The organism is Psychrobacter immobilis, assembly GCF_904846235.1.
In the GTDB taxonomy this organism is placed as follows: Bacteria; Pseudomonadota; Gammaproteobacteria; order Pseudomonadales; family Moraxellaceae; genus Psychrobacter; species Psychrobacter immobilis_C.
Genome location: NZ_CAJGZN010000004.1, coordinates 203545 through 220765 on the forward strand (window position 1 = coordinate 203545; position 17221 = coordinate 220765).

At 42.2% G+C, this 17221-nt stretch carries 14 protein-coding genes and 3 tRNA genes; 4 read left to right on the forward strand and 13 right to left on the reverse strand.

Annotated elements, in window-relative coordinates:
* Nucleotides 1-23: 23 nt before the first annotated feature.
* Nucleotides 24-1196 carry an MFS transporter gene (locus JMX07_RS04345; protein WP_201606502.1) on the forward strand — a complete coding sequence of 391 codons (1173 nt, stop codon included), beginning with the start codon at nt 24-26 and terminating at the stop codon, nt 1194-1196.
* A 131-nt stretch (nt 1197-1327) separates the two neighbouring features.
* Here the strand turns inward: JMX07_RS04345 and JMX07_RS04350 are convergent, their stop codons facing one another.
* The 4 genes from JMX07_RS04350 to JMX07_RS04365 all read right to left on the reverse strand — a co-directional run bounded on the left by JMX07_RS04350 (nt 1328) and on the right by JMX07_RS04365 (nt 6555).
* Nucleotides 1328-2779, reverse strand: coding sequence for an SAM-dependent methyltransferase (locus JMX07_RS04350; protein ID WP_201606503.1), 1452 nt, complete (start codon nt 2777-2779; stop codon nt 1328-1330).
* Nucleotides 2780-2908: 129 nt separating this feature from the next.
* A complete protein-coding gene (locus tag JMX07_RS04355) occupies nt 2909-3934 on the reverse strand; it encodes a DUF1365 domain-containing protein (protein ID WP_201606504.1) in 1026 nt (341 codons plus the stop codon).
* Nucleotides 3935-4018: 84 nt separating this feature from the next.
* On the reverse strand, nt 4019-5755 hold the full coding sequence (locus JMX07_RS04360) for an NAD(P)/FAD-dependent oxidoreductase (protein ID WP_201606510.1): 1737 nt from the start codon (nt 5753-5755) through the stop codon (nt 4019-4021).
* 62 nt (nt 5756-5817) lie between these two features.
* On the reverse strand, nt 5818-6555 hold the full coding sequence (locus JMX07_RS04365) for an SDR family NAD(P)-dependent oxidoreductase (protein WP_201606514.1): 738 nt from the start codon (nt 6553-6555) through the stop codon (nt 5818-5820).
* Between the two features lie 551 nt (nt 6556-7106).
* Between JMX07_RS04365 and JMX07_RS04370 the strand changes: the two genes are divergently transcribed.
* Together JMX07_RS04370 and JMX07_RS04375 are read left to right on the forward strand one after the other, a co-directional pair.
* Complete coding sequence (locus JMX07_RS04370; RefSeq protein ID WP_201606516.1) at nt 7107-8309, forward strand: pyridoxal phosphate-dependent aminotransferase; 1203 nt, start codon at nt 7107-7109, stop codon at nt 8307-8309.
* Nucleotides 8310-8565: 256 nt separating this feature from the next.
* Nucleotides 8566-8641, forward strand: a tRNA-Asn gene (locus JMX07_RS04375).
* 503 nt (nt 8642-9144) lie between these two features.
* Here JMX07_RS04375 and JMX07_RS04380 read toward each other — a convergent pair.
* From JMX07_RS04380 to JMX07_RS13740, 5 genes are all read right to left on the reverse strand, one after another.
* Entirely contained in the window at nt 9145-10455 is a 1311-nt protein-coding gene (locus JMX07_RS04380) for an arsenic transporter (protein WP_201606565.1), read from the reverse strand.
* An 81-nt stretch (nt 10456-10536) separates the two neighbouring features.
* Complete coding sequence (gene arsH, locus JMX07_RS04385) at nt 10537-11310, reverse strand: arsenical resistance protein ArsH (RefSeq protein WP_227684618.1); 774 nt, start codon at nt 11308-11310, stop codon at nt 10537-10539.
* The gene (arsC, locus tag JMX07_RS04390; RefSeq protein ID WP_201606520.1) at nt 11297-11704 is read right to left on the reverse strand and encodes an arsenate reductase (glutaredoxin); all 408 of its coding nucleotides are present in this window, start codon (nt 11702-11704) and stop codon (nt 11297-11299) included. The genes arsH and arsC overlap by 14 nt, the downstream gene beginning before the upstream one ends.
* 44 nt (nt 11705-11748) lie before the next feature.
* Complete coding sequence (locus JMX07_RS04395; protein WP_201579761.1) at nt 11749-12111, reverse strand: ArsR/SmtB family transcription factor; 363 nt, start codon at nt 12109-12111, stop codon at nt 11749-11751.
* 228 nt (nt 12112-12339) lie between these two features.
* Nucleotides 12340-12465 carry a YrhK family protein gene (locus JMX07_RS13740; protein WP_201606527.1) on the reverse strand — a complete coding sequence of 42 codons (126 nt, stop codon included), beginning with the start codon at nt 12463-12465 and terminating at the stop codon, nt 12340-12342.
* Between the two features lie 1040 nt (nt 12466-13505).
* On the opposite strand from JMX07_RS13740, the gene JMX07_RS04405 reads away from it, so the two are divergent.
* Complete coding sequence (locus JMX07_RS04405; RefSeq protein ID WP_201606529.1) at nt 13506-14855, forward strand: MBL fold metallo-hydrolase; 1350 nt, start codon at nt 13506-13508, stop codon at nt 14853-14855.
* Nucleotides 14856-15239: 384 nt separating this feature from the next.
* Here the strand turns inward: JMX07_RS04405 and JMX07_RS04410 are convergent.
* The 4 genes from JMX07_RS04410 to msrB form a co-directional block, all read right to left on the reverse strand.
* Nucleotides 15240-15316 (reverse strand) — tRNA-Asp (locus JMX07_RS04410).
* A 37-nt stretch (nt 15317-15353) separates the two neighbouring features.
* Nucleotides 15354-15429 (reverse strand) — tRNA-Val (locus tag JMX07_RS04415).
* A gap of 224 nt (nt 15430-15653) precedes the next feature.
* On the reverse strand, nt 15654-16139 hold the full coding sequence (locus tag JMX07_RS04420) for a glutathione peroxidase (protein WP_201606531.1): 486 nt from the start codon (nt 16137-16139) through the stop codon (nt 15654-15656).
* A 137-nt stretch (nt 16140-16276) separates the two neighbouring features.
* Nucleotides 16277-16702: a peptide-methionine (R)-S-oxide reductase MsrB gene (gene msrB / locus JMX07_RS04425; protein WP_057760931.1), complete on the reverse strand. Its 426-nt coding sequence runs from the start codon at nt 16700-16702 to the stop codon at nt 16277-16279.
* Between the last annotated feature and the right edge of the window lie 519 nt (nt 16703-17221).

Here is a 17221-nt window from a genome sequence, read left to right on the forward strand (position 1 = left end):
CATTTAATTATTAGGATGTCGTTATGCCACTCGCTTTATGGGCGCTTACTTTAAGCGCATTTGCAATTGGGACAACCGAATTTGTCATCGTTGGATTGGTACCAACTATTGCCGCCGATCTGGGCGTGAGCTTACCTTCAGCAGGGTTACTCGTTAGCTTATATGCTGTCGGTGTTGCCATCGGTGCCCCTATACTTACCGCACTCACTGGCCGCTGGAATCGAAAAATAGTACTGATGAGCCTAATGGGTCTGTTTGTCATCGGCAACTTGCTAGCTTGGCAAGCACCCAGTTATGAAACCTTAATACTTGCCCGTATCTTGACCGGTCTGGCGCATGGTGTGTTTTTCTCTATTGGTTCCATGATTGCTACCAGTCTCGTCAGTAAAGAAAAAGAAGCCAGCGCAATTGCCATTATGTTTACTGGGCTTACCGTAGCGCTCGTCACTGGCGTACCTCTTGGCACATGGATTGGACAGCATTTCGGTTGGCGCGCTACGTTTTTGGTCGTCTCAGTACTGGGTTTAATCGCTTTAATTGGTAGCGCCATATTGGTACCGAAAAACCTCAAAAAATCTATCCCTGCAACGTTCAAAGAGCAACTACAAGTCATTGTAAAACCACAATTACTGCTGGTTTATCTCATGACTATTCTTGGTTATGGCGGTACGTTTACGGCATTTACCTACCTAGCACCTATCTTAGAGCAGCAGACCAAATTTGCGCCATCAGCCATTGGGCTTATCATGCTCGTATATGGCGTGTCCGTTGCTATCGGTAATATCTGGGGCGGAAAACTTGCAGATAAACGTGGCCCTATTAGTGCGCTTAGCATTATATTTAGCGCCTTAAGTGTCATTCTTTTACTGTTCACCTTTACTATGCAGTCCAAGATTGCTGCTGTGCTGACTATTTTGGTATGGGGTGCTTTCGCCTTTGGTAGTGTACCAGGCCTACAGATCTACGTGGTCAAGCAAGCTGAAAAATATACACCAAACGCTGTCGATGTTGCCTCTGGATTGAATATTGCTGCATTCAATATCGGTATTGCACTAGGCTCAATCATCGGTGGTAGCGTGGTTGAAAATATGTCATTGCAAGACACGGCTTGGATCGGTGCTGTTATCTCTTTAATGGCATTAGCGGTCACACGCTATTCAGGTCTTCGTGATAAGCGTGCCCTGCAAGCATCATAGAACCATTCAATATACAACCTTTCGATGTAGAACTTTTCAATGTACAACCTCTCAACATATGTGTCTCAAACTGTTCATGCAGTATGAGACTCTATGAATGTTATGAACAAACCATATCTGTATCACTTAACTTATACCGATGCTGTGTCTGCCCTATCTTCTTCACTAAATGTCTCATTGTTCAAAACCGTTTTATGATTTAAGACAGCAGATGGCAAATCGGAAAAATGCAGCGTATCAATGTTGTTAGGCTTCACCGCAGTAACTTGTACCACACCGATCGTGCGCTCCAAAAAGCCACCTTCGCAATAGCAAAAGTAAAACTCCCATAGGCGGATAAAGGCATCGTCATAGCCAAGCGCTTGAATCTCTGCACGCTGCGCCATAAACGCAGCACGCCAATCACGCAGTGTGTAGGCGTAATCGAAGCCATAATCATGCAATTGTTTGACGACCATATCGGTCTGCTCAGTAAATTGGGTCGTCAGCTCTTGGTTTGAGAGCAGACAACCACCTGGGAAAATGTGTGTTTGTATAAAATCAACCGAGTCGATATAGTCTTGATAATTTTGATCATTAAAGGTGATAGCCTGCAATACCATAAGACCTGTCGGCTTGAGCAAGCTATTACACTTAGCAAAGAAAGTCGGTAAGTACTCATGGCCCACCGCTTCAATCATCTCGATACTGACTAGCTTGTCATATTGACCTGTCAGCTCGCGGTAATCTTGCTTAAGCAATGTAATCTTGTCAGACAGACCTGCCGCCTCGACTCGTCGCTGTGCTTCATCATACTGAGCATCAGAGATAGTCGTGGTGGTCACATGGCAACCGTAGTGCTTGGCCGCAAAGATAGCAAAGCCGCCCCACCCTGTACCAATTTCGATCACATTATCATTAGCACTGAGCTGTAAACGTTGGCATATAAGCGATAGTTTGTGCTGCTGAGCATCGCTAAGCGTCACGTCAGGTGTAGGATAAACTGCTGATGAGTACATCATCGTATCGTCCAAAAACCGTTCATACATGTCATTGCCCAAATCATAATGCGCTAGGATATTGGATTTGGATCCAGATTTGTCATTGCTACGTAGTTGATGCTTCGCTTTTTCAAATGCTTTACTAATACCAGCAAAACGATTTTCTAGTTTATTGAGTACGGCTAAGTTACGAGCTGCCAAACGAATCAAACCTGTTAGATCATCCGTATCCCATTCACCATCGATATAGCTGTCTGCTAGCGCGATAGAGCCACCAAGTAATAGCTGACGATAGACAGCGCTATCATGAATCTGTAATGTCACATGTAGTGAATGGCGACCAACCGCTGAACTACCAGCGTCTTTAGTAGCTACTTTACCAAAACTACTTGTCTTAGGTTCCTGCTCGCCAAATGTTTCAATCAGCGTGAGGCTACCAAACTGAATGTGCTGTAACGCACGAAATATAAGCTTTCTAGCTAAGTGATTCACACTATTGCTGACTGGCTGTAGTACAGCACTTTCATTAACCACTTTGCTCACACGAGCAGTTAATTTTTCTAGTTTTGTGACTGGTGCTCGATCGGTCGGTCGTGCTGGCATCGTGTATTTATCCTTGTTTAAATGCTTTATTGTTCAATAGTTGATTTTTAGTAGTACATTAACGAGATTTTTAGATTGTTGATATTTAAGATTGCTGTAAATATAAGACATCTTTTGCGTTCGATACTGCTAGCTGCTTTTCTGTTGACTGTCGGCCAATTTTTCATCGTAGTTGATATACGGCACCTTTTTAATCGCATAGAGCTTAAACGCATGCCAATAAATACGGGTTAATGATGTCATATTCATCAATGGGTTTTTTCGCAAGCTATGACGAACAGCATCTTCTGTCATTGGCACTCCTGATATCTTTATGCCAGTTTTTAGAACGTCACCGCGCTCATCGCTGATATTGATAGCGATACGCACTTGTAAGCCAGTATTAGGTTGCTCGTCTGTCTTTGTACGTTTTACCGTAACCTGCCAGCGATACAGCTGATCGATAGGGTTAAAAGGTGATACGTGAAAGTCCTTGTCATGACAGAACTCAGAATTCTCTCCTTCTAACAAAAACCCGTAGTAATGACGCTTGTCCCATGGCGTATTAGACACTTCAGCCAGCAAATGAGTGGGCGTTTGCTGCGCATCAAACCCTAAGTAAAAATTAACTGGGCTAAAGTACATGCCCATATTACGGCAGACAAGTAATCCCAACATATCGCCTTCAGGTGCGCTCCCTGCATATTTCTCGAATGCTCGGCTTATGCGTTTTTCTAGTGCTTGAACAGACTGTCCATTACTATCAAGCTTTCTATCATTGCTTAGGCTATTGGTACTCTGTAGGTCAGTATGCTGTAGCTCAATATGCTGTAAATAATCATCAGCACAGAATCGTTGTAGCGCATTTTTCTTTGCTGAAAATAGAGGCAGACCTTTTGCTAGTAGCTTTTTTGGTAACACTGTACGTAATGGTAATTTTTCTAAAAACTTACTCTCATCAAATGCTGCCGTGTTAATTTCAGGAAGTTCTTGCCCTGCTGCTAGCGCACTGATATTGACGCCCCAATAGCGATACGGGTAAACGAATTTATTTATACTAGGTAGCAGCCGACTGTGCCATGTCGTGCCCTCAAACAGCTGATGCGGCAATGCATTTGTATCATAAGAAGACTCATGACTTGGCATAGCATTGGTATCTTGAGCGGACGTGGTCATAAATAATCTCTTGTGTAACGGCGTACTTTTTATATGGCGAATTTTTCAAAACACTTAGAATACATAACGGCATTAATCGTCACATTATTTGGTTTTACGGCGACCGAATAAGCCACGTTTCTTATATTGGCTAGTATCAGCAGCTGAATTCTGTAAACGATTAGCATACTCAACCAGTTCCTGATTAGTCGTCGCTGTGGTTACTTCACGTTTATTCAACCTACGTAATTTGGTATCCGCTTTTATAGGCAAATCTTTATAACGGAACGGCGTATGTGCGCTATCAGCGTCAGGTAAATGAGCTGGATCAACCTCGTTTTTTATATCAATATCAAGACCAAGCGCCTGACAGACGCGTAATCCACTACGTACGCCATCTTCATGAAAGCCGTTAAACCAATAAGCCCCGCAGAAATGCGTGTGCGAACCGTTCCCAGAGATACTCGACCATTTAGTCTGCGCATCAATCATCGCAAGATCGAACACTGGATGACTATAATCGATGCTTTTAACTATCTGCTTATCATCGACACTTTTATTGTCTACAGATGGGTTTAGTGTGACCAAATAATTGTGTTTTTTGGTCAGACGTTGCAGGATATTCATATGATAAGTCAGCACTGGCTTTGCAGGTACTTGTGCGTTTCCAGACGCTTGGTCATCCTTAACACTGCCTGAAACTGTTTCATCTATTAAGTAATTCCAACTTGCCCATGCCAGTGGTTTCTTCGGCAGGACACTGGTATCGGTGTGCAATACAGCCGTGTTTTTGGTAAAGCGGAAATGACCTAATACTTCAGATTCATCGGTGCTTGCATCCTTTAGAATCTTTAGCGCAGTATCTGCATGACAAGCAAAGATAACTTCATCGAATACAAGATTTTCGCTACGGTTGTCAGCGTTATCTTTATCCTGCACTGTCAAAGCATTCTTCACCGTCAAAATCACTTGATCACCATCACGAACCACAGATTGTACTGGGCTATTGACTCGTATCTTGCCACCCGCTTTGATAAAGCGTGGAATCAGTTTATTGACATACTGTTTTGAACCGCCTTTTATCGTAAACCACTGCGGACGATTGACCACATCGAGCAAACCGTGGTTGTCAAAGAATTGTGCAAAAAACACCAGTGGAAAATCTTGTACTTCATCTAGGCTGGTTGACCAAATAGCCGAGACCATTGGCAATAGATAGTTATCAGTAAATAGCTGACCATACTTCTTTTGTGCTAAGTAACCACCAAGCGTTTGTTCTGCAAAGCTACTGACATCTTGTCCTTGAGAGCGCGCACTATCATAATCTTGGCGTAGCTGTTTGATATGCTTATTAAACTGCAAGATATCTTTGATAAATTGCCAAAATTTTGGATTAAGTACGTTTTTACGTTGTGACAATAAAGTATTAAGCGTATGACCATTGTATTCAAAATGACGTGCAGTATTCTTGACAGAAAAACTCATGTCCGTTGCCTGAAACGGCACCTGCAACTCATGAAGCAAACGAAAGAAGTTCGGGTATGTGCGCTCATTAAAAACAATAAATCCTGTATCTATCGCACTACTCTCTACATTGCTACTCTTTGCTTTTCTACCGTCTTGTAGTGCCACATCAATCGTATTTACATGCCCGCCGATATAATCATTGGCTTCAAATACCGTCACATCATGTTGCGTACCTAAATAATGGGCGCATGTCAGTCCTGATACACCTGAGCCGATGATAGCAATACGTTTTTGGGCAGTCTGATGGTCAGAATTTGTTGCAGCATCGGTAGCATTTTCTTGGCTACTGGCACGTTTGAAACGAGTAAACGGCATAAAAGCATTCCCTTCTGTATTTTTCTGTCGATATGATGGCTGAGAGTTCTACTGATAGTAGATTACTTTTTATTAAGTTTTTCACTAACTTGCTGCCAAACCAAATCAGGCAACGTACCCAATGCTTTTAAAGGCATGGTTAGTTTTTTTGGAAATTCAATCACCTCATGCCCGCTTTCGATACCATCGCGTATGGCTTGACTGGCCTGCACTGGCGTCTGGATAAATGGCATCGGAAAGTCATTCTGTTTGGTCATCGGTGTCTCAACAAAACCAGGTACGACTAAGCTGACTGACACATCATACGGAGCAAGGCTAATCTGTAGGGTCTTCATCAGATAATGGATAGCAGCTTTTGAGCTACCATAGGCTTCAGCGCGCGCAAAAGGCACATAAGCAGACGCTGAACCGATACCGACCAAGCAACCTTTTGAAGCAATTAGCTTTGGTAATACCCCTTCGATCGCATGCGACAACGTTCCCACATTGACCGACATCACTTTCATAAACACACTGCTATCAAAGTTCGGCATATCTAAGTACTCGCACATGCCAGCACCGCAAATAGCTAAATCAACATTGTCGATTTTTTCAAAAGCTTCGATGACCTTTTCTCGATCCATGAGGTCTAAATCAATCGTTTCCGCGCCTAACGCCTGAAGTTCAGACAACGCTTCGTCGTCACGGCCAACTGCATATACATGATGTTCTGCTAGCAGATAGTCTTTTGCCAACTGCTTACCAATGCCTGACGTCGCCCCAGTAATGAGAATATGTAATTTTTCAGTAGAATCTGTCATCGCAAATATCCTTTTTGAGTATTCTTATCTTTTTAAGTATTTTCATAATATGGAATTAATGCTCTTAAACTGATTACCTAATAAAACCTTAGATTTTTGATAACAGCTAGCTATTATTGTTATTCTTCGCAGATATCATTGGTCGCATTTCATTAAGCTATAAGCCATTTTATTTAACAAATCTAAATAATTATAGTGGTCGGCTACAGGTTTATTGTTGTGTCTTCGCAATCATATAGGCTTAAGCTTAATCTCAGCGTTTTATTTGTCATTTTCACAAGTACCCTGCTATCACAAGCAACAACACAATATTCTGTTACTAGCGTCATAAGACAGCTCAATATCAGCATGCTACAATGCAAAAACTAGCAATCGCGTCGTTTGCCGAAGCATCATCACCATCGTCTATAGTCGAATGACCGCCGTATCACGGTAAGATAACGCTATCTTTTTTAAAACTATCTGACATCTTGTCCTGATAGCAATGAAAACGTTATATAATTAATATCAGATTTTCACCAACCCCACCCTCATATAAAAAAGGATCTCTCATGAGCGAGTTGCAACTGTCTGACCGCGTCAACAACATCCAACCATCACCTACGCTAGCGATTACCAATAAAGCCAAAGAGCTAAAAGCAGCTGGTAAAGACATTATCGGTTTGGGCGCTGGTGAACCTGATTTTGATACCCCTGAACACATCAAAAAAGCAGCAATCGATGCAATCAATGATGGCTTCACTAAATATACGGCTGTCGATGGTACGCCAGAGCTAAAAACAGCCATCATCGAGAAATTCAAGCGTGACAATGACATCAGCTACGAGCCAAACGAAATCCTAGTATCGGTCGGTGGTAAGCAGTCATTCTTTAACCTTGCCCAAGCGTTTATCAATCCTGGCGACGAAGTCATCATTCCAGCGCCATACTGGGTCAGCTATCCTGACATGGTTATCATCGCAGAAGGCGTGCCAGTCATCGTCAAATGCCCGGCTGAGCAAGACTTCAAAATCACCCCTGAGCAGCTAGAAGAAGCGATCACTGACAAGACTAAATTGTTGGTATTAAACAGCCCATCTAACCCAACGGGTATGATTTATACGTTAGATGAGCTAAAGGCCATCGCTGAAGTATTGAAAAAGCATCCACACGTGTATGTGGCATCAGACGACATGTACGAGCACATCCGCTGGACGGGTGATAAGTTCTACAATATCCTCAATGCCGCGCCTGAGCTAAAAGACCGTGCCATTATCCTAAACGGTGTGTCTAAAGCTTATGCGATGACAGGCTGGCGTATTGGCTACGCTGGCGGCCCTGCCAAACTCATCGGCGCGATGAAAAAAGTACAGTCACAGTCTACTTCATGCCCAACCTCCATCAGCCAAGTCGCTGCAGAAGCAGCCATCAGTGGCGATCAGAGCGTACTTGAGCCAATGGTAGCGGCATTTGAGAAGCGCTGCGACCTAGTTGTTAATGGTCTAAACGCCATTAAAGGCATTACTTGCCTGCGTCCTGATGGCGCATTTTATGTGTATCCAAATATCGTACCGCTCATCAAAGCGGCGGGCCTGTCGTCATGTACTGAATTCTCAGCATGGTTATTGGACAAAGTTGGCGTGGCAGTCGTACCTGGTGATGCGTTCGGTCTTGGCGGCTATATGCGTATCTCGTACGCTACTGATGAGGCAACATTGAAAGATGCACTATCACGTATCGAAAAAGCAGTGGCTGACTTAGACGTTGCTGAATAAATCGTAAAGAGCAATCAGTCTTACCGCTGTTCATAAAAAAGACGCCCTATACATTATATAGGGCGTCTTTTTTTACGCGAGGCTTGGGCATAACTAGGAAAAACACGCTATCTCATCATTAAAATGACAATTTTTACTAATTATGCAAAAAAAGGCTTGACGTATTTTTTAACTTTGCTAGAATACGCCCCACTTAGCAAGAACTCGTTAGAGACTTCTAAGGCTCGTTGTAAGCGATTAGTTACTTACAGCCTATTCTCCAATAGCTCAGTTGGTAGAGCAACGGACTGTTAATCCGTGTGTCCCTGGTTCGAGCCCAGGTTGGAGAGCCACATTTTAGTAGTAAATTTTTTGAATTATGATTAATTCAATTATGGCATTTGCCAAAACCCTCATCACTTTGATGGGGGTTTTTTTATGTGTCTCATTTAGGGTCTGTTGAACATTCAAATGTGGTACTGGCAGTGACTATTTTTTAAACAATACGCAGTGAAATTTTTGACGCCTAGTCGTTCTAGGTTAGACAATTTCGCCATGTATTGGCAAAAAATAGCCTTGTCTTGAAAGGCTGATGCTAAAATCACCTCAAACGTTGTTGCAAGCCTAGTTAAGGTCTCGACATTATCGTCGGTTTACGCCTAGTTTGATGCGATTTTAGCGATCAGCAGTCCTAATATTTGGATGTTCAACAGACCCTAATATTGTTTATCTATTTTGCCATTTTGATAAGCGCTAATCACTACTTTATCTCATACTTGATTATGACAATGATATTCAAAAGTAAATATCATTGTCACGATAGAATATTACTATAGCAAGTTATCTATTGGCTAGCTTAGCTTGGCAACAGTGGCAACCAGAACACCAAGGCTAACAAGGTCACTAACAACACTGGCGGTGTAATCACTAATCCAATCTTAATATACTGTCCCCAACTGATTTTGTAATCCTTCTCTGCCAACACATGCAGCCATAAAAGGGTTGCAAGACTACCAATCGGCGTAAACTTAGGTCCTAAATCATTACCAATGACATTGGCATAAATCATCAGCTCTCGCGTTGCAGCAGGCACTTGTGCTTGATCAATAGCAAGCGCGCCGACTAGGGTTGCTGGCATATTATTCATAACAGAAGCGACTATAGCGGACAAAAACCCAGTTCCAACCGTAGCAATGACTGCGCCTTGTTGACCCAACCAGTTAAGTACTTGCGCGCCATAGGCGGTAAGACCTGCATTACCCAGACCGTATACCACTAGATACATACCGATTGAAAATAGTACGATTTGCCAAGGCGCCTTGCGTACCACATCGCTCACCGAGACCACCGCACCACGCCCGCCTTGCCATATACGACCAGCGATTGCCATTAACGCGACAGCAGCGATGCCCGTGACCAATGAAATAGGTAGCCCCAACGGCTCAGTCGCAAAATAGGCGACCAGTAGTAAGCCCAATAGTGGAAAAGCAGCTCGGAATACCAATGGATCGGTAATAGCAGACTCTGGAGCGCTTAGCTCGCTAGTCGAGTAGGTTTTTGGAATATGACGTGCATAGACAACCCACAACACCAGTAGCGTCGCTAATACAGACACTATATTGACCGGTACCATCACAGCCGCATAACGACCGAAACCAATATCAAAATAATTGGCACTGACGATATTGACTAAATTTGAGGTAACCAATGGCAGGCTTGCCGTATCAGCGATAAAACCAGTCGCTATGATAAATGCCAGCGCTGATGGTGGCGAAAATTTCAGACGTAGCAAGATAGCGATGACGATCGGAGTCAGTAGTAGCGCTGCACCATCATTGGCAAAAAAGGCAGAAATAAAGGCGCCGAGCACGACAATCATCGGAAACAATAAGCGCCCTTGCCCATTACCAAGGCGTGCCACGTGCAATGCTGCCCAGCCAAAAAACCCTGCCCGATCTAAGATAAGCGAGATGATAATCAGCGCCACAAAAGTAAAGGTCGCATCCCAGACAATATCCCAGACGATACCCACATCTGATAACTGCACGACGCCAAGCGCTAACGCGACTAAAGCACCACCCATGGCGCTCCAGCCGATGCCCAATCCTTTAGGTTGCCAAATAACTAAGACTAAAGTGACCACAAAAATAGCAAATGCAAGCATTATACGACCTTACTTAAGCTGACTTTATTCAGCCGATTTAATATAGGGAATTAGATCGATTAGGGGGTTAGATCAATTAGGAGGTTAGATCGATTTTTGATTGACGCGGCTCGATAGTTCTTCAGCACTCTCAACGCGTTCTGAATAACGATCAGTGAGATAATCTGAACGTCCGCGTGTGAGCCAGGTAAACTTCACTAGTTCTTCACAGACATCGACAAGACGCAGATATAACGGAGACATATCCATGCGATTGTCGTCGTTGAACTCTAAGAACGCTTTGGGTATCGAAGATTGGTTGGGGATAGTAATCATCCGCATCCAGCGCCCGAGAATACGCATCTGATTAACCGTATTAAAGCTCTGACTACCACCACTGACCTGCATCAGTGCTAGTGTTTTACCTTGAGTTGGACGCACGCCACCTAGTGACAGCGGTATCCAGTCGATTTGCGCTTTCATGATACTGGTGATACTACCATGACGCTCTGGACTCACCCACAGCATGCCTTCTGACCACTGCGCCAGCTCCCGTAACTCTTGCACTTTGGGATGGTCTGAGTCTACATCGTCAGGCAACGGCAAGCCGGATGGATCAAACATTTTTACTTCACAACCATACCAACGTAGCAATCGGCTAGACTCTTCAGCGGCCAATCTAGAAAACGAGCGTGCACGGACAGAACCGTATAGCACTAATATTTTCGGCGGATGACGTGAGTCATTTGGCGCAACCAGAGACTCAATGTCGATAGGCTGAAGATTATCTATATCGATATTGGGCAAATCGTCGAAGCCAGACTCTGGCGAAACAGTAGGATCAACTGACGATGTGTGGTCAACCTCAGTGCTTGTCATGAGTAACAACCTCGCCGTCTTCTTTTGTGAAGCTACTTACTGGATTTGCTAGCAGTTTAAACACACGCTCTGAAGGGCGACATAGAGCAGCGCCTTTATCAGTCACCACGATAGGACGATTGATTAAAATAGGATGCGCAATCATGGCATCGATAATTTGATCGTCAGACATTTCAGGATTGTCTAGACCAAGCTCATCATTGATAGCTTCTTTGCTTCTTAGTAGCTCTCTAGGCGAAATCTGCATTTGTGCCAATAGTTCAACTAAACGGTCGCGGGTTGGTGTATTTTTCAGATATTCCACCACTTCTGGCTCTTCACCTGATGCTTTAATAATGGCAAGCGTGTTACGAGAGGTTCCGCATTTAGGATTATGAAAGATTAATGGCTTCATAGTGTTTACACCTATTTTATGTATTTATTGAATTGATAATTGGTTTAATCATTACCTTGCTCAGCAGACTCATTTACTCTACACCCGCTCAGACTATCCATGAGTGATGCACACAATTCTGGATGTCCCGCACAGCAATCTTGCAGCAGGAACTGAATGACGTTATCCATATGTGATAGCGAAGCACGATAGATAATCTGTCGGCTATGACGCTGTGAGACTACCCAGCCTGCTCGTGCCAACACCGATAGATGGGCTGACATTGTGTTGTGAGGGACAGAGAGCTGACGGGCTATTTCACCCGCAGGTAGGCCTTCAGGCTCATGGCTGACTAGCAGCTTAAAAGCCTTTAAACGAGTATCTTGAGAGAGCGCAGCAAAGCTTGCGATAGCATTAGTTATTTCCATATGTCCAATAATACAGACATATTAAAAATAGTTCAATATGTTTTGAACAAGGTTATTATTTCCTAGAGACATCAGGCATTACTGATCATGGCACGACGAGTCAAACCATGATAAGCAATGCATCTTAAGTATTAGAAATTATCAGTTTCGGAAGTAAGATTGGATAGGGATAGTATTAAATAATTTGATGCTATGGCTTGATATAATATTACCTGCCCCGGCAACTTATTATTTTTTTGCGCGTTTAAATACCCTACCAACATGAATCAAGCTGACTAGTTTAATCAATGGTTTGATAAGTAGTTGTGCGCTGCCAAGGATAAATAGCCATGTGCCGTCTGTCCTCAGCCCCACTACCTACCATTTAATAACTTTATTTCACCTATAGAATTTTTAGTCCTGAAAAAAGCATACATGAGACGCTAAATATCAATCCTAAATAATATCTAAGATCTTGATTGAAAGGCATTATCATCGATATTTTAGGAAATGATTTAACAACGTAAACTTTACTTTCATTCAGACACTTTAACAGTCTCGCATTAGCACTTTCATAGCTAAGCTTCATCACAGAATTCGTAGAATTAAGTAAATTACTACTATAGTTCTCTTCTGATACCTCATATTCGTAGACTATATTTATAGAGTGCCAATGTCCTAAGCAAAACTCTCTACCAACAGGAGATATGTTATATGAAACGGTCTTGAAGTTGATTTTCTCTCCAAATAAATAGACAAATGCATCTACTAAAAAAGTACCCACTATAATAATAGTGATAAGCGAAGAAAATAAGAGCATGGTATATAAAAGAAATATTTCGTACATAGGCTGAGTCACTATAATTTGTTTTTTATAATCATTCTTACCAGAAAAGGAAATATTATAGGAAAGTAAGTAACCTAGAACTACTTTTGTAAACAACAACAAAACAGAGCCTACAATGCCAAATACAAGGAACCGTATTAAAGAAACTACCGCTCTTAGAATACTAGAATAGTGAACTTAAATGAATAGTGACTTACTTATAATTTTCACGTTGGATTAATATATATCCTACGGCTTCAATATAAATGACACCATATGATAATGGTTGCTTTTCACAAGTCTCGTCTTTCCACATGGACTCCTTCTGTACCTATTGCACTTACTCAAATTCACGATCGTAATGCCAAAAAATTATTATATCTATATTCTTTTACTTCATTCATCAATCCAAAAAAGCACTGTTCATGGGATAAATACCTATATAAATATAAAGTTAATATATGTTATTGTATATTGATAGCTATTAAATAATTTCCCCGAATAAGAATTCAATCAGATAAATCAACGTGGCTAGCAATATGCTACTGGCAAAAAGCTCATTTGACATAACTATAATAAGGAAATGACCATGTTACTAGAGAAATTTAAGACACCTGGACTTTCGCACCTATCCTACTTGGTAGGCTCTGGCGGTCAAGCAGCGGTAATTGACCCACGTCGTGACTGTGCGATATATGTAGAAAAAGCGCGCGCAGCAGGACTTGAGATTACTCATATTTTTGAGACACATCGTAATGAGGATTTGGTTTCTGGCGTACCTATCTTGGCCGCAATGACGGGAGCGACAGTTTTACATGGCTCTAATCCAGAACAACCTGTGGTCTATGCTGAGACCGCACGTAATGGTGATTGCTTTTCAATTGGCCAATTAGAAATCCGTGTCTTAGAAACGCCTGGTCATACTGATGATCATCTTGCTTATGCGCTGTTCGATACGGCGTACCCAGACAAGGCGGTTGGCGTTTTTACTGGCGATGCGCTCTTTGTAGGTGATGTCGGTCGTACTGACTTCTATCCTGAGCGTCGTAGAGAAGTTGCAGGTTTACTTTATGATTCGTTACAAGATATTTTAGTGCTTGGGGATCAAGCGATTATTTATCCAGCTCATGGTGCAGGCTCCGTCTGTGGTTCAGGCATGGCAGAACGCGAGTTTTCTACCGTCGGTCACGAAAGAATGAACAACCCACGTTTACAGATTACCGATCGTGAGACATTTATTGACTTCAAGACGAGCGAAAACCATTATCAACCACCCTACTTCAGATTGATGGAGCGCCTTAATATGGAAGGTGGTGAAGCGCCTCCAGTCGTTATGCGTCCGCGTAACCTTTCGCTCAAACAGCTGCATGACTGCGATGCTGATCATCTCATCGATATTCGTGAACCAATGGCGTATGCGTCAGGACACCTGCCCGGTTCTATGAGCTTACCTGTCAACATGCTACCTGCGTTTGCTGGATGGTTTATCGAGGAAGGACAAAGCTTGGTACTGATTGCCTCTGATGAAGAACAACTTGCGACTGCGATGGAGCATCTGGTACGTATTGCTTTTGATAATGTTATAGGTGGCTATGTGGGTGTCGTCCCTGCCGCTGCTAAAGGTGAGCAGATGCAGCAAACCCCTATGATCGATACAACCGAGGTAGAAAATCGTCTTAATAATGCTCAGAACTGGACATTGCTCGATGTGCGCGATATTGATGAGAGGAATACCAATGCGATTGAAGGCTCACAGCATATCTATGTTGGTCACCTAAACAAGCGTTGGCATGAGCTTGACCAAAGTCGCCACTATACATTGATGTGCGCCAGTGGTGCTCGAGCAACAATAGCAGCAGGGTGGCTCGCTAGTCGAGGTTTTGAGCACATTGATATCTATCTAGGGTCAATGGGCGCATGGCAAGCAACGCATGAATAGCCTTTTATTTGTAGCTAAAATTCACAACGAGCTAAACGCGTCTCAAGTTTTAAACAATGAGTTTTAAGCAGAGGCATTTTAATGTACTGTAACTAAGACATGCTATACCTAAAATAAGTACAACGACCCTTATTTTCCTCAGTATAAGACTGATATAAAAGAAGGGTCGTCGTATTTATCTGACCTTTAAGCGATATGACTTAAGTAAATATAAGTCATAGTACTAGGTTCTAATTCTAGATTCTGACTCTTACTGTATTTTCTTACCTGACTTATCACTCATAGAACATAGATACATAAAAAACAGACACAAAAAAACCTCAAACAATCTAATGCTTGAGGCGAAACTTGCTTAAACTCGGAAGTTTAAATTCGTTTTAAATATGGCGCAGCGGACGGGACTCGAACCCGCGACCCCCGGCGTGACAGGCCGGTATTCTAACCAACTGAACTACCGCTGCTTAGGTCTCTTAGCTTGTTTAGCCACTTGCTAAGAAGTGGTGGGTGATGACGGATTCGAACCGCCGACATTCTGCGTGTAAGGCAGACGCTCTACCAACTGAGCTAATCACCCTTCGAACAATTGCTAGGCAATTTATTCAACATCAACTGAGCTCTTAAGTTTGTCACTAAGCTCCGTTGCTGTGGGTGTGTATTATATAGATTTACTGTTGGGTGTCAAACAGTATTTACCACTTTTTTAGGTATTTTTTCAATTTTTATGAGAATATCTAGCAAGCATTTGTTTTTATTGATTTTATATTTTCATACAAAATCAATATTTTTTAGGTTTAATGCTTATTTGTTAGCCAATGCTTGCTCGATGTCATTTTTGATGGCTTCTGGCTTGGTCGTTGGTGCATAGCGGTCAATCACCTGACCTTTACTATCGACTAGGAACTTGGTGAAATTCCACTTGATACCATCTGTCAGCACACCACCCTTTTGTTCTTTGAGCCATTCATAGATAGGATGAGCATTTGCGCCATTAACATCAGTCTTTGCCATCATCGGAAAGCTGACACCATAGTTCTTTTGGCAAAACGCACCAATCTCATCGTTGCTACCTGGGTCTTGGCTACCAAATTGGTTACAAGGAAAACCGACGACGACCAGTCCTTGATCTTTATACTGTTGATATAGCGACTCTAAGCCTTCGAACTGCGGCGTAAATCCACATTTGCTTGCGGTATTGACGATTAATAACACTTTATCTTGGTAATCTGAAAACGCTTGCGAGCTACCATCCATGCGCTCAGCCGTAAAATCATAAATTGTGCTCATTATTTATCCTTAAATTGAGGTTTTTATTGTTTTGGGTGTTTATGCGCTACTTCTTTTTCTATCATACACATAATAAAACTATTGAAAAGGAAGCACCGTGCACTTCCCTTTCACACTTCTAATACTACTTAGACTACTTACTTCTCAGACTTATCTAAATCGATAGATACTGAGTTGATGCAATAGCGCATGCCTGTTGTCTCGGTAGGACCATCAGGGAATACATGGCCCAAATGTGCGCCGCAGTTGCTACAAGTGACTTCGGTGCGAGTCATGCCTAGCGAGTTATCGACGTGCTCTTCAATCGCGCTGTTATCGATACCTTGATCAAAGCTTGGCCAGCCACAGCTCGCATCAAATTTATTGCTTGAGTCAAATAAGCTTGCACCGCAGCCTTTACAACGGTAAACGCCATCATCAGTCGCATCATTATATACACCTGTAAATGGGCGTTCAGTGCCCTTCTCACGCATAATATGATACTCATCAGCGGTTAAACGCTCTTTCCAGTCAGCTTCAGTCAACTGGCTGATCTCTTCTTTGCTTAGTTGATTGTCTTGCATAATTTATCCTTATTCGAGTATTTATTATCTAATCTCGGTAACTATTTTATCGCCATATGATTATGAGAACGACGTGCTCTATCTGTTGGTTATCGGCACACTATTCAAGGCATATATAAGAAAAGCACTCTTTATATTGTGAGATAGACAACATGATTGAAGCGATTGACTGAGTTAAATATAGCAAATTAATTTTAGATAATGATGGGTAAAGATGTAATTTTGATATCTATACCTTTTATAGTCTATATAAGAGATTTAGAGCCATATGAATATAAGCCAAATATTAATTGCAAGATATACTTGCAATTACTAATTGAACCGATTGTAAAATCATTTGCAAATTAACTATTGATGCAATAATATCTTGCATTAGTATTTAAATAAAATGTTGGTGGTGTTCTAAAAAGTATGCTGGCATCAGACGTAGCCATAATTGATATAAAAGAACACCAGATCGAATACTTTAAAGTGATTATCAAGCTTTTTTGAGAAGCAACAAGTCTTTCTAACCGCCCG